General features: G+C 37.2%; 27 protein-coding genes. 18 read left to right on the forward strand and 9 right to left on the reverse strand.

The genetic code is table 11. The annotated features are described in order from the left end of the window. Nucleotides 1-29: 29 nt before the first annotated feature. Nucleotides 30-1,559, forward strand: a complete 1,530-nt coding sequence (locus tag MHB42_RS05715) for a recombinase family protein (RefSeq protein WP_340804889.1) — start codon at nt 30-32, stop codon at nt 1,557-1,559. Here MHB42_RS05715 and MHB42_RS05720 read toward each other — a convergent pair. Together MHB42_RS05720 and MHB42_RS05725 are read right to left on the reverse strand one after the other, a co-directional pair. After that, complete coding sequence (locus tag MHB42_RS05720) at nt 1,531-1,716, reverse strand: hypothetical protein (protein ID WP_340804891.1); 186 nt, start codon at nt 1,714-1,716, stop codon at nt 1,531-1,533. The genes MHB42_RS05715 and MHB42_RS05720 overlap by 29 nt on opposite strands. A gap of 3 nt (nt 1,717-1,719) precedes the next feature. After that, nucleotides 1,720-2,091 (reverse strand): GntR family transcriptional regulator, encoded by a 372-nt coding sequence (locus tag MHB42_RS05725; RefSeq protein WP_340804892.1) that lies wholly within the window; start codon nt 2,089-2,091, stop codon nt 1,720-1,722. A 267-nt stretch (nt 2,092-2,358) separates the two neighbouring features. On the opposite strand from MHB42_RS05725, the gene MHB42_RS05730 reads away from it, so the two are divergent. Both MHB42_RS05730 and MHB42_RS05735 read left to right on the forward strand, forming a co-directional pair. Next, on the forward strand, nt 2,359-2,610 hold the full coding sequence (locus MHB42_RS05730; protein ID WP_340804893.1) for a phage holin: 252 nt from the start codon (nt 2,359-2,361) through the stop codon (nt 2,608-2,610). Nucleotides 2,611-2,691: 81 nt separating this feature from the next. After that, nucleotides 2,692-4,818, forward strand: a complete 2,127-nt coding sequence (locus tag MHB42_RS05735) for an ABC transporter C-terminal domain-containing protein (protein WP_340804895.1) — start codon at nt 2,692-2,694, stop codon at nt 4,816-4,818. Between the two features lie 127 nt (nt 4,819-4,945). Here the strand turns inward: MHB42_RS05735 and MHB42_RS05740 are convergent, their stop codons facing one another. The 3 genes from MHB42_RS05740 to MHB42_RS05750 are packed head-to-tail and all read right to left on the reverse strand — an operon-like array spanning nt 4,946 to nt 7,485. Then, nucleotides 4,946-6,622 carry a DUF7305 domain-containing protein gene (locus MHB42_RS05740; protein WP_340804896.1) on the reverse strand — a complete coding sequence of 559 codons (1,677 nt, stop codon included), beginning with the start codon at nt 6,620-6,622 and terminating at the stop codon, nt 4,946-4,948. A gap of 16 nt (nt 6,623-6,638) precedes the next feature. Next, the gene (locus tag MHB42_RS05745; protein ID WP_340804897.1) at nt 6,639-7,064 is read right to left on the reverse strand and encodes a PulJ/GspJ family protein; all 426 of its coding nucleotides are present in this window, start codon (nt 7,062-7,064) and stop codon (nt 6,639-6,641) included. A gap of 7 nt (nt 7,065-7,071) precedes the next feature. Further along, nucleotides 7,072-7,485, reverse strand: coding sequence for a type IV pilus modification PilV family protein (locus MHB42_RS05750; RefSeq protein WP_340804899.1), 414 nt, complete (start codon nt 7,483-7,485; stop codon nt 7,072-7,074). Between the two features lie 361 nt (nt 7,486-7,846). Here MHB42_RS05750 and MHB42_RS05755 point away from each other — a divergent pair, with 361 nt between their 5' ends. The 11 genes from MHB42_RS05755 (at nt 7,847) to MHB42_RS05805 (ending at nt 18,164) form a co-directional block, all read left to right on the forward strand. After that, nucleotides 7,847-9,178, forward strand: a complete 1,332-nt coding sequence (locus MHB42_RS05755) for a VanW family protein (RefSeq protein ID WP_340804900.1) — start codon at nt 7,847-7,849, stop codon at nt 9,176-9,178. 17 nt (nt 9,179-9,195) lie between these two features. Further along, complete coding sequence (locus MHB42_RS05760) at nt 9,196-10,866, forward strand: GspE/PulE family protein (protein WP_340804902.1); 1,671 nt, start codon at nt 9,196-9,198, stop codon at nt 10,864-10,866. Nucleotides 10,867-10,877: 11 nt separating this feature from the next. Continuing rightward, nucleotides 10,878-11,924 carry a type IV pilus twitching motility protein PilT gene (locus MHB42_RS05765; RefSeq protein WP_340804904.1) on the forward strand — a complete coding sequence of 349 codons (1,047 nt, stop codon included), beginning with the start codon at nt 10,878-10,880 and terminating at the stop codon, nt 11,922-11,924. After that, a complete protein-coding gene (locus MHB42_RS05770; protein WP_340804906.1) occupies nt 11,921-13,126 on the forward strand; it encodes a type II secretion system F family protein in 1,206 nt (401 codons plus the stop codon). The genes MHB42_RS05765 and MHB42_RS05770 overlap by 4 nt, the downstream gene beginning before the upstream one ends. A gap of 121 nt (nt 13,127-13,247) precedes the next feature. Next, nucleotides 13,248-13,715, forward strand: a complete 468-nt coding sequence (locus tag MHB42_RS05775; RefSeq protein ID WP_340804908.1) for a prepilin-type N-terminal cleavage/methylation domain-containing protein — start codon at nt 13,248-13,250, stop codon at nt 13,713-13,715. A gap of 57 nt (nt 13,716-13,772) precedes the next feature. Beyond that, the gene (locus MHB42_RS05780; protein ID WP_340804910.1) at nt 13,773-14,228 is read left to right on the forward strand and encodes a prepilin-type N-terminal cleavage/methylation domain-containing protein; all 456 of its coding nucleotides are present in this window, start codon (nt 13,773-13,775) and stop codon (nt 14,226-14,228) included. Between the two features lie 111 nt (nt 14,229-14,339). Further along, nucleotides 14,340-15,314, forward strand: coding sequence for a type IV pilus biogenesis protein PilM (gene pilM / locus MHB42_RS05785; protein WP_340804911.1), 975 nt, complete (start codon nt 14,340-14,342; stop codon nt 15,312-15,314). After that, complete coding sequence (locus MHB42_RS05790) at nt 15,314-15,907, forward strand: hypothetical protein (RefSeq protein ID WP_340804913.1); 594 nt, start codon at nt 15,314-15,316, stop codon at nt 15,905-15,907. Before pilM ends, MHB42_RS05790 begins: the two co-directional genes overlap by 1 nt. Further along, nucleotides 15,904-16,593 (forward strand): hypothetical protein, encoded by a 690-nt coding sequence (locus tag MHB42_RS05795; RefSeq protein WP_340804915.1) that lies wholly within the window; start codon nt 15,904-15,906, stop codon nt 16,591-16,593. Before MHB42_RS05790 ends, MHB42_RS05795 begins: the two co-directional genes overlap by 4 nt. A 61-nt stretch (nt 16,594-16,654) precedes the next feature. Further along, nucleotides 16,655-17,407, forward strand: a complete 753-nt coding sequence (locus MHB42_RS05800) for a prepilin peptidase (protein WP_340804916.1) — start codon at nt 16,655-16,657, stop codon at nt 17,405-17,407. Between the two features lie 34 nt (nt 17,408-17,441). After that, nucleotides 17,442-18,164: a gamma-glutamyl-gamma-aminobutyrate hydrolase family protein gene (locus MHB42_RS05805; RefSeq protein ID WP_340804918.1), complete on the forward strand. Its 723-nt coding sequence runs from the start codon at nt 17,442-17,444 to the stop codon at nt 18,162-18,164. A 261-nt stretch (nt 18,165-18,425) separates the two neighbouring features. On the opposite strand, the gene lexA is transcribed toward MHB42_RS05805, so the two are convergent. Continuing rightward, complete coding sequence (gene lexA, locus MHB42_RS05810; protein WP_340804920.1) at nt 18,426-19,043, reverse strand: transcriptional repressor LexA; 618 nt, start codon at nt 19,041-19,043, stop codon at nt 18,426-18,428. Between the two features lie 166 nt (nt 19,044-19,209). Here lexA and yneA point away from each other — a divergent pair, with 166 nt between their 5' ends. Both yneA and MHB42_RS05820 read left to right on the forward strand, forming a co-directional pair. Further along, nucleotides 19,210-19,524, forward strand: a complete 315-nt coding sequence (gene yneA / locus MHB42_RS05815; RefSeq protein ID WP_340804923.1) for a cell division suppressor protein YneA — start codon at nt 19,210-19,212, stop codon at nt 19,522-19,524. Next, entirely contained in the window at nt 19,521-20,189 is a 669-nt protein-coding gene (locus MHB42_RS05820) for a YneB family resolvase-like protein (protein WP_340804926.1), read from the forward strand. Before yneA ends, MHB42_RS05820 begins: the two co-directional genes overlap by 4 nt. Nucleotides 20,190-20,204: 15 nt before the next feature. Here the strand turns inward: MHB42_RS05820 and def are convergent, their stop codons facing one another. Next, the gene (def, locus tag MHB42_RS05825) at nt 20,205-20,783 is read right to left on the reverse strand and encodes a peptide deformylase (RefSeq protein WP_340804928.1); all 579 of its coding nucleotides are present in this window, start codon (nt 20,781-20,783) and stop codon (nt 20,205-20,207) included. Next, complete coding sequence (locus MHB42_RS05830) at nt 20,776-20,967, reverse strand: helix-turn-helix transcriptional regulator (RefSeq protein WP_340804930.1); 192 nt, start codon at nt 20,965-20,967, stop codon at nt 20,776-20,778. The genes def and MHB42_RS05830 overlap by 8 nt, the downstream gene beginning before the upstream one ends. 256 nt (nt 20,968-21,223) lie before the next feature. Between MHB42_RS05830 and MHB42_RS05835 the strand changes: the two genes are divergently transcribed. Continuing rightward, nucleotides 21,224-21,457: a DUF896 domain-containing protein gene (locus tag MHB42_RS05835; protein WP_340804932.1), complete on the forward strand. Its 234-nt coding sequence runs from the start codon at nt 21,224-21,226 to the stop codon at nt 21,455-21,457. Nucleotides 21,458-21,583: 126 nt separating this feature from the next. Further along, nucleotides 21,584-23,578 carry a transketolase gene (gene tkt / locus MHB42_RS05840; RefSeq protein WP_340804934.1) on the forward strand — a complete coding sequence of 665 codons (1,995 nt, stop codon included), beginning with the start codon at nt 21,584-21,586 and terminating at the stop codon, nt 23,576-23,578. Nucleotides 23,579-23,981: 403 nt separating this feature from the next. Here the strand turns inward: tkt and MHB42_RS05845 are convergent, their stop codons facing one another. After that, nucleotides 23,982-24,908, reverse strand: a complete 927-nt coding sequence (locus MHB42_RS05845; RefSeq protein WP_340804935.1) for a DUF2268 domain-containing putative Zn-dependent protease — start codon at nt 24,906-24,908, stop codon at nt 23,982-23,984. Nucleotides 24,909-25,063 lie beyond the last annotated feature (155 nt).

Raw genomic sequence — 25,063 nt, forward strand, 5'->3', positions numbered from 1 at the left:
TTGGTGAAGAACCATAGTTTTGTGAATATATGATATTTCAGGATGATGGACAATCTGGTACAACCGACTATGAACGAATAGATTTTCAACGGATGATACGAGATATTGAAACAGGCAAAGTGGACTGTATTATTTGTAAGACGCTTGCGAGAGCTTTTCGGAATTATTCTGACCAAGGCTATTTTTTAGAAAGAATATTCCCTCTCTACAATGTGCACTTTATTAGCATAGGCGACCCAGCTATTGACACCTATATAAATCCAGAGGTCATACAGGGATTAGAAGTGCCAATGACAGGACTATTGAATGACCGTTATGCTGCTCGTATATCAAACGATGTTCGTCGTACTCTTAATACAAAACGACGAAATGGTGAATTTATCGGCTCATTCGCTCCTTACGGCTATAAAAAGAACCCTGAAAATAAAAATCATCTTATTATTGATGAAGAAGCCGCACAAGTTGTCCACAACATTTACCATTGGTTTGTCTATGATGGCATGAGTAAAGCAGGGCTTGTGAAACATTTAAACGAATTAGGTGTTCCAATACCATCTCAGTATAAACGACAAAAAGGGTTTAATCACCGTACACCCAATGATACTAAGAATGATGGCATGTGGGCTTTAGGGACAATCCATCGTATCTTAACCAATGAAATGTATATTGGTACAATGGTACAGGGTCAACAGCGAGTGGTTAGCTATAAAATTCATGATAAAATTACACCACCAGAAGAAGAATGGTTTGTGGTGGAAAACACACATGAACCAATTATTAAAAAATCTTTATTTAAAAAAGCCCAAAGTTTACAAAAACGTGATACCCGTACCACACCAGATGAAAAAAACGTCCATCTTTTCTCTGGCTTCCTTCATTGTCCAGACTGCGGAATGGGCATGACAAGGAAAATAAAGCGACACCAAAGAAAAACAGGATTGAAAGAATATGCTTATTATGTTTGTTCTACCTATGCGATTAAACATAAAGGAAAATGCACACTTCATAGCATGAATGTAGAGGACATCACAGAAGTTGTATTACGAGCGATACAAACACAAATAGTGCTTGTGGATGATATGACCATCATCGTTCAAGAAATTAATAAACAGCCTATTGTTCGGACAAAATCAAAACAATTAGAACAGCTATACAAGGTAAAACAACAAGAGCTAGAAAAAATAACAGCCGTCACAGATAATCTATATATGGATTGGAAAACTGGAGATATTACAAAAGCTGAATATTCATGGATGAAAGCTAAATTTGAGCAGAAAATGAATGAAGTGACACAGGTGATTGCCAACCTCGAAACCGAAATGGCGACTGTTCAAAAAGGCATTGGTGTGAACCATTCCTATCTCCAAACATTTTTAAAGCATAAAAATATTCAAGCACTTGACCGAGGTTTATTGATTGAGCTGATTGATACGATTTATATTCATGAGAACAAAGAAATGACGATTCAATTTAATTTTGCAGACCAGCATCAGCATATGTTGGAATTTATTCAACAAAACAAGAAGCCATTCATGACAATGAAAAACCAAGTGATGTGATTCGCTGACTTGGTTCTTTCCCCTTAAATTCTTCTATATATGCTCCATTATGACCTAAAAATTTAATAATCTTTGGACCTTCTATTGTAAATGTCATATTTTTTAAAACGGTTTTATGTTTATAAGATTTCACAATATTTTTTACTTCAATTTTCACGTATTATCCCCCCTGTAGCATTTTTTGTAATTCTTCATCGGAAATACCTAATCGCCGAGCCTCCTTTTTTAATAGCTCAATATGCTGTTGCAAGAAATTTTCTTTGCGCTTAGCAATTAAAATATTTTTTGCATCTGGATGTACAAACATACCAACACCTCTTTTTTTATAAATAAGACCTTTATCCACTAACTCATTCACACCTTTCCCAGCAGTAGCAGGGTTAATCTGGTATTCCTTAGCAAATTCATTTGTGGAGGGAAGGCGATCCTCAGGCTGTAACTGTCCATCTAAAATAGCATTCTCAACCCTTTCACGAATTTGTTGGAAAATAGGCTTCTCATTATTAAAAGAATGAATCGCAATGCACCTCACTGTTCATTGGTTAATTGCATGTGTAACTAACCATATAACGTTAAGCTTTTTTGTCAATCAAATATTTAACGAAGCAGCTATATGTAGGTGATGTTTCTTTACGATAAAAAATGGTTATAGAATCTTAAAGAGTAGCACGGATAGAAACTTTTCCCATCGCAAAATATTATCAACAATATTACATGAGAGGATAGTAGCTCCATGTTTGCATATATGCGATAAAAGTGCTGTGCATATACTGACAGTAAAGGGGGGAGGTGAGCTTTTATGAGAATTAACTGGAAGGTTCGTCTTCAACATATACCATTTTTACTGGGGCTATTTTCACTATTACTGTTACTAGCACAGCAGGTAGCGGCTATTTTTGGCTTTGAATTAACAAATGCAATGGGTGACCAAATTTCCTCTATTTTCAATACAATTTTATCCATTCTTGTGCTACTAGGCGTAGTTGTAGACCCAACAACAAAAGGCACAAGTGATAGTGAACGAGCTTTAATGTATCGAAGACCAAGATAAAATAAACTAAAAGTGTAATTTTACAATTTTGATATATATGTTATAATGTTAAAAAATTGATAGAGTAGGGAGGGTGATTGCATGTCCCTTGAATTGGAGCGAAGAATTGCTAAGCTTGAAGAGGAGATGGCGGATTTACGCCAGGAATTACAGCACTTAAAACATACGCAAGGCTCTGAGAAAATAAACACGCTTAATGCCAGACAATCAATGATTGAGCAGGCAAGACCAGTAGTACCAAAACCAACACCACCAAAGCCACTAAGAGAACCAATCAATAAACCAGCACTTACACCAAAGCCAAAGTCAGCGAAAGTGCCAGAAAAAGAGGTGCAACCACAGCCAACGATGGAGGAACGTGTTATGTGGGCACTTCCAAAGGTCTTTATGGTTATTTTAGTAATGGGGGTGCTTTGGGGATTAAAGCTTGTTAGTGATTATGGTTATTTATCGAATGGCGTAAAAATCATCCTCGCCTATGCATTATCGGTAGGGCTAGCAGCAATAGCCTATGGGCTGGAGCGTAAAAAAGCAGGCTCATCTGCCATTACGATTTCATTATATGGTGGGGCATTTATTGTTGGTATTTTAACAACAGCAGCTAGCGCTATTTTATATAACATGATCGCTTTAACACCAGCTCTTGGTATTACGTTTGTTTATATTGGCTATGGAATTGCTATTAGTTATTTTAAGAAAAACGAAGCACTTACTATATTTGTTGCATTTACATCTTTATTATTACCATATTTACTAGAATATATGGACTTTAATGCTGTTATTATTTCAACCTTTGTTATCGTGCTATTTGCGATGCTGCAAATAGTCATTTATCAGCATAAGCAAAAGCTGGCACTTTATGTTGCAACATTTTTCTCTGTTGTTGCTGTAAGTGTTGTTGCATTTATGAACTACGAGCAACGACTTGTATTTGCACTAGGTCTACTTGCTATTTTGGCAATCTTTTATGCAAGCTGGTGTCTTTTATATAATGCACAATCTAAATGGAAGCCACTCCATATTGGCTGTTATTTTACATTGAGTACATTTAGTTTGTTATTAATGAATTTGATAATCCCTTCTCTTAATGTAGGGGAATGGTTATTATTTATCTTTATAGGCTTATTAGCTGCTGTGGCTGCATACAGTTACCGACAAAAGTGGCAGGAAGTATTTGATAGTGCGATTACGCTTGCATTTGTTATTTTATGTAATGCACTCTTAATTATGAATATACCAAATAATGTAGAAGACTTACTTTACCCACTTATTACCTTTGCAGGTGTCATGATGAGCTTACGCTTACGGGCAAGTATGATGAAGGTTGTAAGTTCGGGTAGTTTTATGATAACGTTGGTGCTTAACTTTATCTTCCATGAACCAATGCCGTTCTTTAGCATTGATCATTTAAGCCTAGTAATGCCAATTGTATATCTTGCTGTGATTTATGTATATGCAAGACGTCCAAAAGAGGTATTATCGCCATTTGAAAAGGTTATGAAAGATTTATATGTCATTGATATTTTAGCTGTTATCACAGTAGGCTACTTCTTAGCCTATATTAGCAAGCTAGATACAGCTTATATTGTTAGCATGGATAATGTTCCATATATGATGTGTATCGCATTAGCAGTGTTATTTACAGTGTCACTATTTGTACAGGAGCACTATAAAGGGCGTGCCTTAACACCAGTGCTTGGCGCATTTTTCTTATTATTTGCGATTATGGTCGGCACAAGGCCAGCAATGATGGAAAGCTTAAATCTTGGAACAAGAATCATTTACCTTGCCGTAATTGTAGCAATTATTGTGGACATTATTGTCAAAGGCTATATTTATCGCTTATACGAAAAGCATATCGAGAAATATGTAGATGCCATTGTCACATCAGGCATTATACTAACGATGATATCCGTTTTAGGATTTGTACAACAATTTACGTACAATAATATGCTGGATTGGAAAGTAAGCATTGCCTTTACAACACTGACATTATTCCTAACAGCTAGCATTGCTCTTTGGCTTAGCTCAACCCATCAGTTCAAAGCATTACGCACAACAGGCTTTCTTATTTTAGTCGTAGCATTTATCAAACTAATCTTCTTCGACCTATCCGCCCTTGATTTATTAATTAGAGCCATCCTATTTATCACAATCGGTGGTATTGGGATGCTGTTATCAGGTAGGCTGCTGCGGAAGAAGGAATAAAGTAAGGGGATATGGTTATCAGTAGAAGGTAACCATACAAATAAAAAATGCCAAGGCGTTGATTTAACTAGCGCTTTGGCTTTTATGCTGCTAATGAAAGAAACCTTTTCAACAGCTTTCGGCTATTTTATATTTCTAGTATAATATCTTCTGTGATATTTATATCATCAGGCTGAGGCGGAGATGTATTTGGCGGATTACCATTACCTGTACCGCCACCACTACCAGTTCCGCTATTTCCTTTTGAAGCATTGCTTTCACTGAATGTAATAGAAGCACCACCATCCACAAGAATCGTATCTGCAACGATCGCTCCTTTAATATGTGCACCTGCCACTACCTTCACGTCAGCATTCGGTGCAATAATATGCTGTCCCTCTGAATTAAAGCCACCATTAAATGTAATATTATCTCCACCAGAGTAGACATTACCCTTTACACCAACACCGCTTGTAAATGTTAAATCTGCTTCTTTTGCATAAAGTGAGCCATTAATCTGTGTTTCACCTAAAATCGTTACCGGTTTAGTGCCACTATATAAAAAGTTGATTTGACTAACGTCGCCGCCATTATTAAAGGAGCCTTTAATATTGAGCGAGTCTTTGACGTAAATATTGAGCTTTCCTGTACCAATAATTTTAATATGCCCTTGTAAAATATTTAGGTCTTCAATATAGAGGTCTTTATCGGTATCACCCACATTGATAGTAATGGTATTATTTTGATCAACTTTAAATTCTTTAAAATGTGTATCACCAGTTAAATTAAGTGTGTAATTATTTGTTATATAATTAATTGCTTGGAAATTACCATTATTAATAACATTTGTTTTATTCCATGGATCCGCTGCTGCCTCTTGATTAGGAGGGTAACTTAATTGAGAGAGAGTATTCATTCGATCATCTGGAAAAGGTGCAAGTACGTTGCCAGATGGAAAATCCTTACTGTCCGTGACTTGATCTTTATATTTATTAAGACCATCATTATCGACATTAAATTTATCTGGAGAAGTACCTATAGTTCCATTTATAGAGGCTCCACCTTTTAGTGTAATCGTTCCACCAGCACTTGCCACATTGCCATTAATAGTACCTCCCGCATTCACAATAATATTGCCCTTTGTTTGTACCGTATATTCATTTGGAATAAAATGACCGTCACTAGTCGAGCCACCACCCGATCCTCCAGTAGTACCATCACTTGATCCCCCAGTAGTACCATCATTCGATCCTTCTGAAGTGACTTCTAATACTGCTGTTACATTTTGCTGTAAGGTTCTTTGTATAGATGTGCCTTCGAACTCACCAGTCGACTTAATTGTATATTGAAGGCTGGTTGCATTGTTTAAAGTAATGAATATATTTACTTTAGGTGTATGCCCAAATTGGTCATCAAATGTAGGTGTTTCAAAATTTTCAAATCTTGAGTCATCTAACGCTATTTCTATTCCTACATCTGCTGCTTGTATAGGGTATCCTAAGTTAACTAATTCGGTTTTTAAAAAAGCTTCAAGGTCTGGTGGATCAGGAATTAGCTTTTGCTCATAAAGCCGTTTTTGTTCGTCATATTTTTCTTTTGCTAAATCTTTAGCAGTCTTAAAGTGTTCACGCCCATAATTTAATCCAGCCTCTGCAATATAGTAAACAGACTGATCATCTCGTTCATGATCAGAGGTTTTTAAAGTATTACTTGAAACTTTTAAAATACTTAAACCTAATACCGATATTAAAATAATGGTAAAAAAAACAAGTAGAAAAGTATAGCCATTGTCATTTTTTAATACTACTATTTTATTGTTTTTCATAAAACTCCTCCCACATTTAATTTTTGATACTACGTGAAGTTAATTCTGCATTTATTTCTTTATCAGATGTATTTACAATTTTTATGGTTAGAACAACAGGAGTATCTTTTTTAGCCTCTAGTTTAAATTCTTTAATATTATTTGCAATAATCTCCCCATTTCGGGTAATTGTATTGTTAGAAAGGGTATATGTTTGTTGTCCGTCGCTAGTAGTAAATGTATCAGTAGCATCATCAAATTCCGTTGCTTTTCGAAAATCCTTGGTAATTAATTTAAGTACATAGGAAGTATCCTGTAAATTTTTGTTTTTTGTAGTTTGTTTTTGCTGTGTTGATGTGCTGGAGCTTAATATACTAAATAGAAGAACTGAGATAATGCTGATAATAACGACGACGGCCAATGTTTCGACTAAGGTAAAGCCTTGCTGCTGTTTTTTTCGCATTTTTTTATCAGCCTCCTAATTTATATCTATTTTCTATTTTACTTTTGACACTTGTATCTTCTTTTACTTCTATAATAATAGGTGTTAAGCCTAAGTTGTCAGGGTCTTTTAATGTTACATAAATGTGTACGGCATCGACTTGTTTTACCCAAATATTCTCACTAGTAGATTCTTTATGATAATTTAACTGACCTTCTAAAACTGTTTCTATAGGGTTATTTCGATATTTATAAATACTTTCCATTTCCTTTTGGGCAAGATAGGTAGCATTTACAATATCATCGGAGGTTGCCGTTGTTTTACTCGATTGTAAAAACATGCTCATAAAACTTAAAAGTATAATAGAGATTAACAGAATAGAGGCAATAACTTCAATTAAGGTAAGACCATGCTCTTGCTGGACAAGGTTATTTTTTTTCATAAGTCCCTCCTAATATTTTTAAAAATAAAAATGGGTTTATTTCGATTTATTTATCTTATTACAATTAATTATAAATATTTCTTCCTATTCCAGTGCTCTACAAAGGTGACCACTCATTGGTGAAGAATAGATAAAAATAACTATTAAGGACATTATAACAAATTCCAAGTATGTATCGAGTGAAATTTAAGGTTGTGTATAGTTCTTTATAACTAATTAATGAATTATTTTCGAATTTTTATATGGGTTAGCTAATTAAAATCGGAATAAAGTTGCATTTTTGGTAGTGTCAAAATACTATAGTTGTAGTATTATTTGTATATACTCACAATGCGAAAAGTTCAATAAAAGGATGATGTGAATGAAAACTTACATAAAAATAATTAGCTCATTTTTAGCAATTGTTATAATCGTAGGAATTTTAATTCCATCATTTGTGTTAAATGATACAGTTTTTGCCAAAAATGATGTGAAAAGTTCGACAATTGGTGGTATAAAAATCGAGGCTGATAATCGTTCAGATTTAGTAACAATACTAGAACAAGCTGTTTTAGATTGGCAACAGGCTGAAATAACTATTAGCGGTGCTGATATATCGCAGGTCATTAATCCTAGTCACTTTACTTTTGATGTAGCTGCAGCAATTGCACAATATGAAAATTTAACAAAAAAGCCTTGGTATGCATTTTGGCAAAAGGAAAAGGTTGTACATATTCCGATTCCTGTAACAATTGATGCTGCTGCTATTCAGCAAATCGAGCAAGTAGGTGTTTGGGATATTGATAAAACACTTCAGCAATTAACAATGCAGGCGGGTTATTTAAAAGAGCATGAGGTTGAGGCGGCTATAAATGATGCAGTGATGCAAACAGGGGAAAGAATAGCCTTTCAGGTTGCAGATTTACCAAGTACGGAAAAAGGCATTGCAAAGGTTATTCCATTATTGAATGATGTGACACTTGTACCAAATCAGGCAACCTCCTTACTGACACTGTTAGGAGAGCAGGTGGGTGCTGTCAATGATGCTGGCTTAGATTTTATAGCGTCTACGCTCTATAGTGTACTTCTTCAAACAGACTATGAAATTTTAGAGCGACATTCTCAGCAAGAAAGTCCCTCTTATTTACAGCAAGGGATAGAGGCAGATATAAATGCTGCTTTAGCGAAAGACCTGCAATTTATGAATCGCTCTGAGCAGCTTGGTAAATTAAAAGCAACCATTGAGGGAAATCAATTAAAAATAGAAATTTTTGCAGCAGTCAAAGATAAGGATATTACGGTACGTGTTAGCAAGGACAAAATTGTAAAGCCACGTGTAATTTATCGTTATTCAGATGAATTACAAGCAGGGCAAGAACGTGTTGAACAAGAGGGCAAAGAGGGAGCGCGAGTTGAGGTCTATCGTTCGATTGTACAGGATGGTGCAACAGAGGATCAGTTTGTTAGTAGAGATTACTATGCGCCTCAAAACCGTATTGTGACACGTTCATCAAAGGAGCCTGTTACAGTAACAGCACCAACACAAAATGCTGGTACAAATGCCTCAGACCCTGATTTAGACATAGATTTAGATGGCAATGGCTTACCTGATGTAGAGTCTTCTACACCAGAGGAGTCTTCATCACAGGATGGCCCTGAAATTGTCTATGGCTATTATGATAAGGGTGGTAATTTCGTACAAACAGGTCCATAACGATTGGAGGTAATAGGATGGCAATGAAGCCAGGGCGCAAACGTTTAGGGGATTTACTTGTAGAAGCGGGCGTTATTACAGCTGAGCAGCTAGACTATGCACTAGCGACGAAAATGAAAGATGAGAAATTGGGCGATTTTCTTATTAAGGAAAACTTCTTAACGGAGCAGCAGTTAATTGAAGTATTGGAATTTCAGCTTGGGATTCCACATATTAGCTTAAATCAATTTTCCATTAGCCCTGAGTTATTGCAATTAATTCCAGCGGAGCTTGCTAAACGTACAAATATTATGCCGATTCGCAAGGAAAAAAATAAATTATTTATTGCGATGGAAGATCCTATGGATTATTTTGCCATTGAAGAAGTTCGTATGGCAACAGGCTGTCAAATTGAAACAAGTATTGCAGCCAAGGATGATTTATATCGCACCATTACGAAATATTATGATTTGCAGGAATCGATGGATGCTGCAATGTTGGATATAGCAGCTACAAGCACTGAAACACAAGAGGAAATGGAAAATGAGGATTCTCCAATTGTTCGGCTTGTGAACCAAATTATTGCAAATGGTGTTGCACAGCGCGCAAGTGATATTCATTTTGATCCACAGGAAACTGAGCTGCGTGTGCGTTATCGTGTAGATGGTGTGCTTCGTACTGAACGCTCATTGCCAAAGCATATGCAAAATGTGGTGCTGGCACGTATTAAAATTATGGGTAATCTCAATATTACCGAAAATCGAATTCCACAAGATGGACGTATTAAAACAACGGTTAATTTTAGACCTGTCGATATTCGTTTAGCTACATTGCCAACTGTTTATGGAGAAAAAGTAGTTATGCGAATTTTAGATTTAACAAATGCGGCTAATGATATTGATAAACTTGGCTTTAGTGACAAAAATGAGGCACTTTTTAGAAAAATGATTGCCCATCCTAACGGCATTATGCTAATTACGGGTCCAACAGGGTCAGGGAAATCCTCCACATTGTATGCAGCGCTTTCTCATCTAAATGAGGAGGGCGTGAATATTATTACAGTTGAGGACCCTGTGGAATACCAGTTAGATGGTATTAACCAGATTCAAGTAAAAGAAGAGGTTGGTTTAACCTTTGCAGTAGGCTTGCGTTCTATTTTACGGCAAGACCCCGATATAGTAATGGTAGGGGAAATTCGTGATCTTGAAACAGCACAGATTGCGATTCGTGCATCATTAACAGGTCATTTAGTATTAAGTACATTGCATACAAATAGTGCAGTAGAATCTATTTCAAGGTTACATGATATGGGGATTGAACCATTTTTATTATCCTCCTCACTTGTTGGGATTATGGCACAGCGTCTTGTGCGTAAAGTTTGCCGTGATTGTGCAGAGCTATATACATTTACATCACGTGAGCTTGAAATATTAGAGGAAAATGGTATTGAAGGTGTGACACATGGGAAAAAAGGGCGAGGCTGTCCTGCCTGTAACCATACGGGCTACCGAGGGCGTATGGCAATCCATGAAATTCTTCCTGTTGACCGACAAGTAAAGGATATGATTTTAAGTCGTGTAGGAGATATGGCTTTGCGTGATTATATGAAAGAGCAGGGCTATCACACATTATTAATAGATGGACTATTAAAGGTTGTGGATGGTCAAACAACAACAGCAGAAATTTTACGTGTTGCAAGTGTAGACTAGGGGTGATGGAAATGACAGCATATTCAATTGTTGAATTATTAACATATGCATTTGAGGAAAAAGCATCAGATTTGCATTTAACAAAAGGCATTCCGCCTGTCTATCGTATCCATGGGCAGCTACAGCAATATGGCACAGTGCCACTGGAAACAGAGGACTTAAAGGATATGGTCAAGGTGATTCTCCCTGTGCATAAGCAGCAGGAATTTGAAGAAAAGGGCGAAACAGATTTTAACTTTTCATTGCCTGGGAAATGTCGCTTTCGTGTCAATGCCTATCATCAGCGCAATGAAGTAACCATAGCAGCTCGTTTAATCGAAGCAAAAATTCCTTCTATTGAGGCATTAAACATGCCACAAGTGCTATATCGACTTGCAGAAAAGCCACAAGGACTTATTTTAGTAACAGGCCCTACTGGTTCTGGTAAATCTACAACACTTGCAGCAATGATTGATTATATCAATGAAACAAGGTCGAAACATATTATTACATTAGAAGACCCGATTGAGTATTTGCATACACATAAAAAGTCAATTGTTAATCAGCGTGAGATTGGCGTTGATACAATGAGCTTTGCCAATGGTTTACGTGCATCTTTACGACAAGACCCCGATATTATTTTAGTGGGGGAAATGCGTGATTATGAAACAATTTCAACAGCGATTACGGCTGCTGAAACAGGGCATTTAGTCATGGCAACGCTTCATACAAGTAGTGCACCAACAACTATTGACCGTATTATTGATGTCTTTCCACCACATCAGCAAGGGCAAATTCGTGTACAGCTTGCGAATGTACTGCAAGGCATTGTATCTCAACGTTTATTTGTTCGTAAGGATGTAAAAGGGCGTATTGCAGCAACAGAAATTTTAGTGCAGGCGCCTGCTATTTCAAATTTAATTCGCAATGAAAAAATCCATCAAATTCCAAGTGTTATGCAAACGAGCAAAGCTTTAGGGATGCACACATTAGAGGCTTCAATGCAGCATTTAATTGCAACAGGGAAAATTTCATTGGCAGATGCACGCCCATATATGAACGATGGTGATTATAATTGACAATATTTCGCTATAGTGGTCGTACGAAAACAGGTGCACCAAAAAAGGGCATTATCGAAGCACCTAATAAAAATGTTGCAATGGAAAAGCTAAGAGCACAAGGAATTAATGCGCGAGAACTTCAAGAATCGAATAGCATTTTACATAAAGAGATTGCTATTGGAACAAAAGTAAAACACCAAGACTTTGTTATTTATTGCCGACAGTATGCAACATTAATTCGTGCAGGCGTTTCTGTTGTAGAAGCTACGCATATTTTAGGTGAGCAAACACGTAGTAAACCATTGAAACGAGCATTAATGCAGGTTGAAGAGGATATTCGCAATGGGATGGCATTTTCAGAGGCAGCAGGCAAGCATCCAAAGGTCTTTCCGCTGTTATTTGTCAATATGATGCGCGCAGGCGAGGCAACAGGTAGCGTGGATGATACATTAGATCGCCTAGCAAGCACACTTGAAAAGCAATACAATATTAAGAAAAAAATTCAATCTGCGATGACATATCCAGCGATATTATCACTATTAACAATCGTTGTTGGTATCTTTTTAATGGTTTTTATTGTGCCAACATTTATGGATGCCTTTGAAGAAATGAATTTAGATATGCCATTAATTACGGTTATTGTTGTTGGTATTAGCAATTGGCTTATTCAGTTTTGGCTTCTTGTAGTGCTAGCCTTAACTGTAATAGCTATCAGCCTTCACTTTTTCTATAAAAATAATAAAGAGTTTCATTATGCTGTCAATGTTTTTTTACTGCGAATGCCAATCTTTGGGCAGCTTTTACAAAAGGATGTTATCGCCAGGATGACAAGAACCTTGGCTACATTATTTAGTGGCTCTGTGCCAATTCTACAAGCCCTAACAATTGTTGAAAAGGTTGGGGGGAATCCAGTCATTGGCAAGGTCGTGCTAGAGGCGCGCGATAATTTAGAAAAGGGTGGTACATTATCAGAGCCACTTGAAAAAAGCTGGCTATTTCCACCACTTGTTACGCAAATGACATCTATTGGGGAGCGAACAGGCTCATTGGATTATATGCTTGAAAAAATAGCTGATTTTTATGAGGAAGAAGTAAATCGTGCTGTTGATACGATTAAATCACTTATCGAGCCTTTAATGATTGTTGTGCTTGCACTTGTTGTAGGTGTGATTGTCGCAGCGATTTTCTTACCGATGTTCCAATTATATGAAAATATGTAATATTATCAAAAGATTCGATCGTTACAGATGTCTACTTACGTTAGAGCATACACCTTAAGAAAAGAAATACAGAAAGTGGGTATCTAAATACTTTCCGTTTCACTGATTAAGGGGGAGCGCAATGCTTAAAAATCAAAAAGGTTTAACATTAGTAGAGCTACTAGCCGTTATTGTTATTCTTGCGGTGGTTGCAGCAATTGCAATCCCAGCAATAGGTAATACGATTGATAATTCGCGCTATAAGGCATTAAAGGCAGATGCTATCAATGTGATTCATGCTGCACAGTTTTATTTTATGGAGCATCCAACTGCTGGGCAATGGCAAATGGTTGAAGTAGAAGAATTAGTAGCAGAAGGCTATTTAGATAGTGCAGGTAAAATATTAGAGGCAGATGCAGAAGGTCAAAATGCCAATGTTCAATTTATGGATGGCGCATATTATTTCAATGCCCATGCCATTTATTATAGCAATGGCAAGTATATTAATTTTGATAATGCCACCCTCCAGCATATTGCTGATGATATTCGCAATGGCAGCAAAGGAAACGGCGGCAGATGTATCGGGCGAGATTGTGTAGGCTCGCCATAATGTTCAGAAGCTTGTGTGCACACACTTCATATAAAAAAATTTTAAGGAGGAATCTTTATGTGGAAAAAATGGAAAAACAAAAAGCTATTGAAAAATGAAAAGGGTTTAACATTAGTAGAGTTACTAGCTGTTATTGTGATTCTAGCAATTATCGCAGCAATCGCTGTCCCTGCCATTGGTAACATCATTGATAAATCCAAAGACCGTGCGATTTTAGCAGAAGCATCCAATATCCTTGCAGGTGCAAAAATTGCTTATATTGATGGAGTTTGTGAGGAAAATGGTACATGTAATACAGCCGCATTACAACAATTTGTGGATGGCATTGACTTAACTGAACACGATGCTTCTGCTACTTATGCAGATAATGAGTGGTCCATTTCATATAAAAGATTTGGTGAACTTAGAACGGAGATACTTGGCGATATTACTCTTGGTACTAATAATACATTAACTGAACAGCAACTTAATACAGCATTAACAAATGCAGGCGGAGAACCTGAAACTCCTTAATCAGTCATCCCAACCCATTCAGAAACGTAAATTTTCTTACGTTTCTGGCTGGGAAATGGATGACTAATTGGAAATATCCTTTATACTGAATAGGAAGGGAGGTCTTTTCTCATGTTTAAGAGAAAGAAAAAATCGCATGTTTCGATTGAATTAAAGGATTATGTGCTGCGTGCGATTGTGGCGAAAGGACCAGAGCCTAGTCAGTGGCAAGCTTATGAATATCCTTTAGCAACTGGAATTGTGGAAAATGGCACAATTGTCGATGAAGTAGCTCTTTTTGAGATTATTAAGGAGCAGGTTGTGAAATGGACAGGCAAAAAACAGGCTGTTCGGCTATTTGTGCCTGATACAACCGTATTACTAAAAACGTTTGAACATCCAAAAGATGTGCAATCACAGGAATTGCGTGGCTATGCTGAAATGGAGCTAGGTCACTCGATTCATTTACCCTTTCAAGACCCATTAATTGATGTGTATGATGCGGATGCAGAGGATGGCAAGGCTGTATTATTTGCAGCGCCTTCAGAGGAAATTACCAAAATGGTAGGGATGCTCTTGGATGTTTCCTTAGAGCCTGAAGCTGCAGATATTCGCGCTTTATGTAATATCCGTTTACTGGACCATATGGCATTGCTAGCACCTGATAAAACGTATTTAATTGCTGAATGGTCCATTAATGAGCTATCAATCAGTATTTTTTCCAATGGTCAGGTTGAATTTCTACGTTATCAATCCATTGATACAGATATAGAAAAATGGCAGGGAAAAATGGTTGATGAATTTAATTATCAATTTATTTATAGTGGTGAAACAGAAGAATATCAAATGATTGTTATGGATCAAGTTTTAGAGATTGATCGAATTATGAATTTCTTTAAATTCTCCTTGCATAAAGGTGAAAAAACAGTGGATGAAATGATTATGCTTGGTGATAATCCATTGTTAAAGTCCATAGGAAATTTATTGGCATCTAATTTAGATACACCATTGCTAGTCATTACCGACACACAAATTGAGGAGCTTTTCCCACACTTTAAAAAAGAGTTTTCAACGTTGCTTGGCTTAGCTTTAAAGGAGGTTCATTAATGGTTCCAGATATTAACCTCTTACCGCAGCTTGAAAAAAGAAAAGCTTCTCCAAAGCTTCTCTATGGTTTGATTCTATTACTTATTGGCATTATTATTGCGTATTTTATCTTTTTATTTTTTAATGCTAAAAATGATGTAGCACGTTTAACTGCTGAAGAACAGGCACTCACAACACAGCTTGAGCAATTACGGGAAGAGCTGGATGCAAGACAAAGTGTTGATCAAGGCTCATTGGAGGAGTCTATAGCATTTATTCAAAGCGTTTCCTATCCAGTAACACCACTTATTGATGAAACAAAAATATTATTACCAGCGCAAGCTTATTTGCGTAGCTATGTTTTTGGAGCCAACACAGTCAATATTGAAGTGGATTTTGAAACAATGACAGATATATCAATCTATGTTGAGCGGCTTTTAATGAGCAACTTTTTTACAGATGCACAAATTAATACTGTATCTAACTTTGAGATAGAGCTTGGCGAGCAGAAGGAGCTAACACCTGAGCAAAAATTTAAAGAGGTTCCTCGCTATTCTGTGTCCATTACAGCGACAATTGACTTTATGTATTTAGCTGGAGGACGACGCTCATGAATAAATTAACAAGTAGTAAACATTCAACGATTATTCTGTTAGTTGCTTTAGTAGCTGCTATTTTATTTGCGTTTTACTATTATTTGTTATTACCGAAGTTAGAGGATGTGGCACTGAAGGAAAATAGTGTGACGCAAATACAACAAGAGATTTCTAGTATAAAAGAACAGCTTGCTCAATTGGACAAGGAGCAGGGGCAGCCTACGGTTAATATTTTAACATTAAGACAAAAGCTGCCTGCTACAAGAGCAGTTGAAAAAATTATCCTTGATTTAGCTGAAATTGAGGAAGTGACGGGCACACGTATTGACTCATTAACGGTTCATAATGAGGGTGGAGCTGTTACAGAAGCAGATGTAACTGCCGATCTGAATATGCTGGAGCAAGCCGAAGCAGAAGTAAATGGGGAGCAGAGCGAGGAGCAAACAAATACACCAATTGCCTCTCTTTCGAAGGAATCGCTGCCAGCTAATTTAAAGCTTATTACGTTTATTTTAGAGGTTGATGCACTTGATTCTACTTCTCTTGAAGGCTTCTTACGAGAGATTGAACAACTAGAGCGTGTCATGAAAATAGATACGATTGAGTTTGAATTACCAGGAGAGCAGGAGCAGCTAACACAAGAAGATATTACTTTACAGGCTACGGTTCAAGTGACGACGTTCTATTATGATGGGGAACAATAACGATTATAGACGCACCATACTTCAACTGTATGGGCGTCTATTTGTTTAGGGGGATCACAATTTGACATTGGTTTATACAATTATTTTCTTTGTTTTTGGGCTTGTCTTTGGTTCGTTTTATAATGTCGTTGGCTTACGAATACCAAAAAAGGAATCAATTATCCAGCCACCTTCACATTGCACCAATTGTCATAGGCAATTAACAGCACGTGATTTAGTGCCTGTTTTGTCATATGTATCTTTGGGTGGAAAATGTCGAAGCTGTGGCTATCGAATTTCTTGGCTTTACCCAATGATGGAGCTGCTCACAGGCGTATTCTTTGCCTTTGCTTATTGGCAGCTAGGCTGGGGGCTCGAATTGATTGTCGCATTATTATTTATTTCATTATTGATAATTATCGTTGTATCAGATTTTGCTTATATGCTAATTCCAGATAAGGTGCTGCTATTCTTTTTGCCTTTTCTTCTTATCGGGCGCATATTATCGCCCCTCACACCGTGGTGGGATTGCCTTGTAGGTGCTGTCGTTGGCTTTGGCATATTATATGGTATTGCCGTTGTGTCCAGAGGCGGTATGGGGGGAGGCGATATTAAATTATTCTTTTTAATTGGTCTTGCCCTTGGTACAATAAATGTACTGTTAACACTATTTTTAGCAGCCGTTATTGGTTTAGTTGTCGGGTTAGTAGTATTAGCAAAACGAAAACAAGGAAGAAAAACACCCATTCCATTTGGGCCATCGATTGCATTAGCAGCAATAATTGTTTATTTCTATGGTGACTCGTTTATACATTGGTATTTAGGGTTTTGGTAGTTGTTGAATCTTTCGTAAGTATGGAGGGGATTGGGTGAAGCCAATTATTGGTATTACAGCCTTTGTGGACGATAGTTTATCTTCACAGTTAAATGCTGCTTACAGTAAAAGTATTATTGAAGCAGGAGGTATCCCGCTAATTATTCCCATTGGCGTAGAGCAGGATGTAGCAGAAATATTAGCTCTTACAGATGGTTTATTGCTATCTGGAGGTCATGATATACATCCGTTCCTGTTTGGCGAAGATCCTTCACCAAACATAGGAAAAGTTCATCCCGCAAGAGATGCGGTAGAGGTAGCTTTAATTGAGGAAGCAATTACGCGGAAAATGCCTATTTTCGGTATTTGTCGTGGCTTACAAATATTAAATGTTGCGCTAGGTGGCACATTGTATCAAGATATTGATAGCGACTATGCTGGTACAAAGCTGTTACAGCATGCGCAACAATCAGATCGAATGGTGGCAACGCATTATGTGCAAATTGCGGCTAATAATTTATTAATGGATATAATAGGGCAGGAAAAAATCGCTGTTAATTCATTGCATCATCAGGCTGTAAAGATACTAGCCGATAACTGTCAAGCAGCGGCACTATCAAGTGATGGTATTGTTGAAGCGATGGTGTACAAGGAGCTACCATTTTGTTTAGCTGTGCAGTGGCATCCAGAGGAACTAGCTACTGTAGGAGATCAGCATGCGTTAAAGCTATTCTCAGCATTTATTGAGGCGAGTTTGAAATTTAAGAAACATATGTAGGGTTGTAGGCAAAAGCTATTGAGAAGTTCGCTCTCGCTGGCTTTTGCTTCTTTTATATGCAACCGCAAAGACATACTTAATGCTGGCTTCGATTTATAGTAGCGATACATCATATTGGCTGTAATTTCTTGAATGATTAGTTTGACGCATGGAGCGAATAGCGGTTACTCTCGCAGGAACATTCACCTATAAAAATAAAAAGAGGACATGCTCAGCAAAGAAATGCATAATCCTCAAAAAATTTATGTGTATTTTAAAATATTAATGAACACGGCGATAAAGACCTACAACTTGTCCTAAAATGGAAACTTGATCAACGATAATTGGTTCCATTGTTGAGTTTTCAGGCTGTAAACGGAAATGATTTTTTTCTTTGAAGAAACGCTTGACAGTTGCCTCATCCTCATCTGTCATGGCTACAACAATATCTCCATTATCAGCAGTTGACCTTTGCTTGACAATGACTAAGTCCCCATCTAAAATACCTGCTTCAATCATGGATTCACCCATAATCTCTAACATAAATAATTGATCCTCACTTGTGCCATAGGCATCTGGTAATGGGAAGTATTCTTCGATATTTTCAATCGCTGTAATAGGAGAACCAGCTGTAACTTTCCCGACAAGCGGCACATGAATAACATGTTGCTTTTGAACGGATTCCTCTGGCTCTAAAATTTCAATTGCGCGTGGCTTTGTAGGGTCACGGCGAATAAGACCCTTTTGCTCTAACCGAGCTAAATGACCATGAACCGTTGAGCTTGAAGCAAGTCCAACTGCTTCCCCAATTTCACGTACTGATGGTGGATAACCCTTAGTTCGTACTTCTTCTTTAATGAAAGCTAAAATATCCTCTTGTCTTTTTGAAACTTTTTTCATATTGCTCACCTCTTTTTTCTAATATTATTCTTCTTATTTGTTAGTATAACAGAATACGAACATGTATGCAAACATAGGTTCGAAAAAGTGTTTGACAAAAACGTTTGTTCGTTTTATTATAAGAACATACATTCCGAACAAACATTCTAGAAAAGGGGTAATGACTATGATTTGGTTAAAGAAAAATACGCATATCTCAATTTTAGTAGGAACTTGTTTACTGTTTGCAGCATACCTTTACATTACTGATCCAGGAGATATACGTTACGCAGAAATTCAGGTTGAGCATGGAGATAGCTTATGGTCGTTAGCAGAACAATATCGTGGTAAAATGAGTACAGATGATTGGATTAAGCTTGTAAAAGTAGAAAATGAACTACTAGATATTAAAATTGTAGCTGGTAAATCATTAGTAATACCTGTACTGGATGATCAAGCCAATCGCATCAAAACAATTGAAATTGCGAGAAATGAACAATGAGAAATAATCAACTATCAGCCGTTGTCTATTGTCGTGTGAGCACTGAGAAAGAAACACAAAGCTCCTCTTTAGAGCGTCAGCAGGAAGAACTGCAATGCTATGCAAGGGAGCAGGGCTATGAGGTAAAGGGCGTTTTTCAGGATAAGCATAGTGGCTATGATGTGGAACGAGAAGGCTTGCTTGAAATGCTGGATTTTATTAAAGAAAAGAATATTAATGCTCTTTTTGTACAAGATGAAACACGCTTAGGTCGTGGCAATGCAAGAATGGCGGTGCTACATTTATTGCAAAAATCAGCAACAAATGTGTTTTCTATGCGGGATGCAGGACCTGTTCAGCTAAATGAAATGGATACGATGTTGCTTGAGATTTTAGCGATTGTCGAGGAGTACCAGCGCAGAATTCATAATGCTAAAATTCGTCGTGGTATGCGACGGGCTGTGGAAAATGGCTATCGTCCTGAAAATAACTTATCCAATCGTGGGAATCCATACGGGCAGGAGCGTAAGGAGCTACCAGTCGAAGAAATTATTAATTTGCGTAAGCGTGGATTTACCTTTGAGGAAATTTCAATCACATTGAAGGGATTGGGCTTTGAAGTAAGTAAAGCAACTGTTCATCGCCGATTCCAAGAATATCAAGAAGGATTAGCAGGCAACTCATAAGCCCGCTAATCCTTTTTAATATAAGCTTTCAATTATCACATTATCTGGTAGCTTAAATGGATTTTCTTTATTGATTCTGTCATAAAACATAATGCCGTTTAAATGATCCATTTCATGTTGGACAACAATAGCACCATATCCTTGTAACGACATAATGAATTCTTGCCCGTGTATATCATAGGCTTTTACTTTAATTCGCTCATAGCGCGGTACAAAACCATGAACAGGTCGATTGACAGAGAGGCAGCCTTCTCCTTCAGGTAAGTAAATCATATTTACTGAATGACTGATAATTTTAGGGTTGATAAACATCATTTCCTGCCTTTGTTCATGGTCATTAAACAGTACAGCAAACATTCGTTTATCCAGTCCGATTTGATTCGCAGATAGCCCACTCCCTGGCCGTAATTTGTACTTTTTCGCCAGCATGGGGTCTTGGCTATTTTGTAAATACTGCAGCATGGATAATAAAATATCTTGATCCTCTTTTGTAACAGGTATTGTCACCTCAGCCGTTTTTTTGCGTAATAAAGGCGAGTCCTCATTCACAAAATCTTTCATTGTTATCATATATGCTGGATGAAATTTAGTCATAAATAAATACCTCGTCAATTCGACTATTTAATACTTTAGCGATTTTAAAGGCTAATTCAAGAGTAGGGTCATACTTATCGTTTTCTATACAGTTAATGGTTTGTCGAACAACACCACATTGCTGTGCAAGGTCTGCCTGTGTTAATCCTAATTTTGTTCTTAAGATTTTAATGATATTTTTCACCTATATCCCTCCGCTTTGTCCAAAGTATTAGACATTTAGTATATGAAATTTCTCAATAAATGTCCAACTAATTAGACATTTATCATTGATGCTATTCCTCCTCCTAACCTTGCTTAAATTTGTAGCTCCTTATATAGGGAACGATAATCAATCCCTTCAAGAATGATGAAAGGTTGGTATACCTGCATTTTACGAAAAAGCATGCTATACTTTGCATACTGAGGTTATTAAGATAGATACTGAAAGGTGTGTAATAATGTTATCAAAAGAAAAGCTTAATCGCATTAATGAACTTTCTGCTAAGGCGAAAAGCGGACAATTAACAGAGGCAGAGGCGAAGGAACAAACAGCACTTCGTAAGGAATATTTAGACACATTCCGAGCAACAATGCGCAATACGATTGAAAATGTAAAAGTAGTAGATGTAGAAGGCAATGATGTAACACCAGAGAAGGTTAAACAAGCGAAGAAAAATAAATTTCTAAATTAATGTGACACATTTGCTAAATGTGTGCTGGAAAATACAAATGATATAATAAAAGCATTGTTTTCTAAAGCAATGTTGACTAAACTGTAGAAGAATAAGATTTAGGATGAGAAAGGATGTCACAACATAATGACTCAACATGCGGATCAATTAGCAATTAATGCTATCCGAACTTTGTCAATCGATGCTATTGAAAAAGCAAATTCTGGTCACCCAGGTTTACCAATGGGGGCAGCGCCAATGGCTTATACGCTTTGGACAAAACAATTACGCCATAATCCAGCAAATCCAAAATGGTATAATCGTGATCGTTTTGTATTATCAGCTGGTCATGGTTCGATGCTTCTATACAGCTTACTGCACCTTGGAGGCTATGGTTTACCAATGGAAGAAATTCAAAACTTCCGTCAATGGGATTCATTAACACCAGGACATCCTGAATATGGTCATACAGTAGGCGTAGAGGCAACAACTGGCCCACTTGGACAAGGTATTGCGATGACGGTAGGTATGGCAATGGCAGAGCGTCATTTAGCAGCTACTTACAATAAACCGGGTCATGAAATTGTTGACCATTATACATTTGCCCTATGTGGCGATGGTGACTTAATGGAAGGTGTAGCAGCAGAGGCTATTTCTTTAGCAGGTCACTTAAAGCTTGAAAAATTAATCGTGCTTTACGATTCAAATGATATTTCTTTAGACGGTGATTTAGAAAAATCATTCTCAGAGAACGTGCAAAAACGCTTTGAATCTTATGGTTGGAACTACTTAAAAGTTGAGGATGGCACAGATGTTGCTGCCATTAATGCAGCGATTGAAGAAGCTAAAAAATCAACTGGTAAACCAACATTGATTGAAGTGAAAACAGTTATTGGCTTTGGTTCGCCAAATAAATCAGGTAAAGCAGACTCACATGGTGCGCCACTTGGTACAGATGAGGTTGCCTTAACAAAGGCTGCTTATGAATGGGCACACGAGCCATTCCAAATTCCTGCTGAAGTATACGATACGTTCGCAGCAGCAGCAGAAGTGCAAGGTGCACAGCCTGAGGAAGCTTGGAATGCAAAATTTGCGGCTTATCAACAAGAGTTCCCAGAATTAGCAGCTCAATTTGAAAAAGCAATGAATGGTGAATTACCTGAGAACTTTGCTGCAGCATTACCTGTATATGAGGCAGGTAAATCAGTGGCAACTCGTTCTTCTTCAGGCGATGCTATTAATGCAATCGCGAAGAATACACCATCATTCTTTGGTGGTTCTGCTGACCTTGCTGGCTCTAACAAAACAACGATGAAAGGTGCTGGCGATTTCTCTGCAGATGACTATGCAGGTCGCAATATTTGGTTCGGTGTACGTGAATTTGCAATGGGTGCAGCTTTAAACGGAATGGCTCTTCATGGAGGGCTACATGTCTTTGGTGGTACATTCTTTGTATTCTCTGACTATGTTCGTCCAGCGATTCGTTTATCCGCATTAATGGGCTTACCTGTTACCTATGTCTTTACGCATGACTCCATTGCAGTAGGGGAAGATGGTCCAACACATGAGCCAGTTGAGCATCTTGCATCATTACGTGCAATGCCAAATCTTTCTGTGATTCGTCCAGCAGACGCTAATGAATCAGCAGTAGCTTGGGAGCTTGCCGTAGCATCCGAAAAAACACCAACAGCTTTAGTATTATCTCGCCAAAATCTTCCTGTACTGGATGCCTCTATTGAAACAGTACGTGAAGGTGTTGCAAAAGGTGCTTATACCGTATCTCCTGCTACAAAAGAAGTAGCAGATGCGATTTTAATTGCAACAGGCTCTGAGGTTTCGCTTGCAGTTGAAGCACAAAAAGCATTAAAAGCAGACGGTATTGATGTAGCCGTTGTGTCAATGCCATCTATGGATCGCTTTGAAAAGCAAGATGCAGCCTATAAAGAAGCTGTATTGCCAAAAGCGGTAACAAAACGTCTTGCGATTGAAATGGGTGCATCATTCGGCTGGCATAAATATACAGGCTTTGAAGGTGATGTACTTGCAATTGATAAGTTCGGCGCATCAGCACCAGGTGAATTAGTAATCGAAAAATACGGATTTACAGTAGAAAATGTTGTAGCAAAAGTAAAAGCACTATAAGCTATATAAAAGTACCGCAACACTCAGCGAATTTAAACATCGACTGAGCGTTGCGGTATTTTTTCGTATTTTTCTTTAAAGCAATCTATAAAGCAAGACAGTAACTTACCAATATACCGATAAAAAGGGTAAATACCTTTGCACCACCAATCCCTAGCTTATCAGCAACATGTCAGAGAGCCAAAGAAGCTGTGCAGCAACAATAATGGTTAAGCTGCTGAAAAGGGTGCATAGCCAAATGGGCACTTTCTTTATCAAAACTATCACAAGTAGCATAATGGAGAACAGTAACAGTACGATAAAAACAGGGTCAAGTAATACAAAGTTATTATTTTTAATAAAGTGCTGATAAGTAAAGCGGCTATTCATTTATGGATACTAACGTATCAAACGATAAAAAGTTCTATTGGTAATTTGTAAGATAGTTTCCTTTTTCGAAAATCTCTTTTGCACTTAGGGCAGTCCATTCCTCTACCGTTGTATTTGGGTGTAAATCCAAATAAGACTGAAGCATTTTATAGCCTTCATTATAACCATAATTGTCAGGAAGACCATTTCTCCCTAAAGTAATTTCAAATGATCGCTCTAAGTCCTTCTTTTCAAGGTCCTCTACAATTTTGGACCAATAAACTTTATTATAGGTGAAATCCACTGCTGTACCATTTAGCTTAGGATAAACTAATTTTTCAAACATTACTGCTTTTCCTTCAAACACTATATTATCTAATACCGTTCCTTCAGTTTGAAGACGCTTTTCAGTCCAAACGCTATGATGATATTCATGAGCAATTGAAGTTTTGATAATTTCATCATTATAGTATGTATCGTATAGTACCGCTATTTTACCTGCTCCTATCGTTGCCATACTTGCGATTACATTTGTGGTAGGAAAAACACAGACAGTTGTTTCATTTTTTGTAGGAAGAAGCTCTGCAGATTTAAAAAGTGCTTCTTTTATACTTTTTTCTGTTGCTTCTCTGTCAATTTCTTCACTTAATAATTTATTTGCTGTTAATTGCTTAGGTGTGACATTTAGTACCATTTCAGCTAAGTTTATATATTCACCATTGCTAAAGCATGCATTATATACAGGAGTAATGACCTCCTCCTTATAAATAGCCGATTGTGAACGGCTTGGCTCGCTTTCAACTTGTTCTGTAAAGTTTTGATATAGTTCATAAGCATGGACTATTTTAAATTTTTGCTTTGTTTGAGGATGTTCAAATGATACTGTGATACTGTCAATATCCGGTTTAGATTCTTGAGGTGTGCAGGCACTAACTATCGAACATGTGATGATAAATAGTGCAAAGCCTTGTAAATATTTCATCAATTCAATCCACCCTTTACTTTGAAATTTTTGTATTTTAATTAATAGTACTATATTGTTTAGGGATTTTTAACAAAAAAGGTGAGTAGATAAAAAATATAGTGTTGTATTAATTGGGGTTACATACAGCTTTGGCTTACTGGCGGAATTGAAAA

The organism is Lysinibacillus sp. FSL K6-0232, assembly GCF_038008325.1.
Classification (GTDB): domain Bacteria; phylum Bacillota; class Bacilli; order Bacillales_A; family Planococcaceae; genus Lysinibacillus.

What these genes read in the sequence shown, in the direction of transcription:
- MHB42_RS05715 (WP_340804889.1), top strand. Translation starts at nt 30, where the DNA reads ATGATATTTCAGGATGATGGACAATCTGGTACAACCGACTATGAACGA.
- MHB42_RS05730 (WP_340804893.1), top strand. Translation starts at nt 2,359, where the DNA reads ATGAGAATTAACTGGAAGGTTCGTCTTCAACATATACCATTTTTACTG.
- MHB42_RS05735 (WP_340804895.1), top strand. Translation starts at nt 2,692, where the DNA reads ATGTCCCTTGAATTGGAGCGAAGAATTGCTAAGCTTGAAGAGGAGATG.
- MHB42_RS05740 (WP_340804896.1), bottom strand. Translation starts at nt 6,622, where the DNA reads ATGAAAAACAATAAAATAGTAGTATTAAAAAATGACAATGGCTATACT.
- MHB42_RS05745 (WP_340804897.1), bottom strand. Translation starts at nt 7,064, where the DNA reads ATGCGAAAAAAACAGCAGCAAGGCTTTACCTTAGTCGAAACATTGGCC.
- MHB42_RS05750 (WP_340804899.1), bottom strand. Translation starts at nt 7,485, where the DNA reads ATGAAAAAAAATAACCTTGTCCAGCAAGAGCATGGTCTTACCTTAATT.
- MHB42_RS05755 (WP_340804900.1), top strand. Translation starts at nt 7,847, where the DNA reads ATGAAAACTTACATAAAAATAATTAGCTCATTTTTAGCAATTGTTATA.
- MHB42_RS05760 (WP_340804902.1), top strand. Translation starts at nt 9,196, where the DNA reads ATGGCAATGAAGCCAGGGCGCAAACGTTTAGGGGATTTACTTGTAGAA.
- MHB42_RS05765 (WP_340804904.1), top strand. Translation starts at nt 10,878, where the DNA reads ATGACAGCATATTCAATTGTTGAATTATTAACATATGCATTTGAGGAA.
- MHB42_RS05775 (WP_340804908.1), top strand. Translation starts at nt 13,248, where the DNA reads ATGCTTAAAAATCAAAAAGGTTTAACATTAGTAGAGCTACTAGCCGTT.
- MHB42_RS05780 (WP_340804910.1), top strand. Translation starts at nt 13,773, where the DNA reads ATGTGGAAAAAATGGAAAAACAAAAAGCTATTGAAAAATGAAAAGGGT.
- pilM (WP_340804911.1), top strand. Translation starts at nt 14,340, where the DNA reads ATGTTTAAGAGAAAGAAAAAATCGCATGTTTCGATTGAATTAAAGGAT.
- MHB42_RS05790 (WP_340804913.1), top strand. Translation starts at nt 15,314, where the DNA reads ATGGTTCCAGATATTAACCTCTTACCGCAGCTTGAAAAAAGAAAAGCT.
- MHB42_RS05795 (WP_340804915.1), top strand. Translation starts at nt 15,904, where the DNA reads ATGAATAAATTAACAAGTAGTAAACATTCAACGATTATTCTGTTAGTT.
- lexA (WP_340804920.1), bottom strand. Translation starts at nt 19,043, where the DNA reads ATGAAAAAAGTTTCAAAAAGACAAGAGGATATTTTAGCTTTCATTAAA.
- yneA (WP_340804923.1), top strand. Translation starts at nt 19,210, where the DNA reads ATGATTTGGTTAAAGAAAAATACGCATATCTCAATTTTAGTAGGAACT.
- MHB42_RS05820 (WP_340804926.1), top strand. Translation starts at nt 19,521, where the DNA reads ATGAGAAATAATCAACTATCAGCCGTTGTCTATTGTCGTGTGAGCACT.
- def (WP_340804928.1), bottom strand. Translation starts at nt 20,783, where the DNA reads ATGACTAAATTTCATCCAGCATATATGATAACAATGAAAGATTTTGTG.
- MHB42_RS05835 (WP_340804932.1), top strand. Translation starts at nt 21,224, where the DNA reads ATGTTATCAAAAGAAAAGCTTAATCGCATTAATGAACTTTCTGCTAAG.
- tkt (WP_340804934.1), top strand. Translation starts at nt 21,584, where the DNA reads ATGACTCAACATGCGGATCAATTAGCAATTAATGCTATCCGAACTTTG.
- MHB42_RS05845 (WP_340804935.1), bottom strand. Translation starts at nt 24,908, where the DNA reads ATGAAATATTTACAAGGCTTTGCACTATTTATCATCACATGTTCGATA.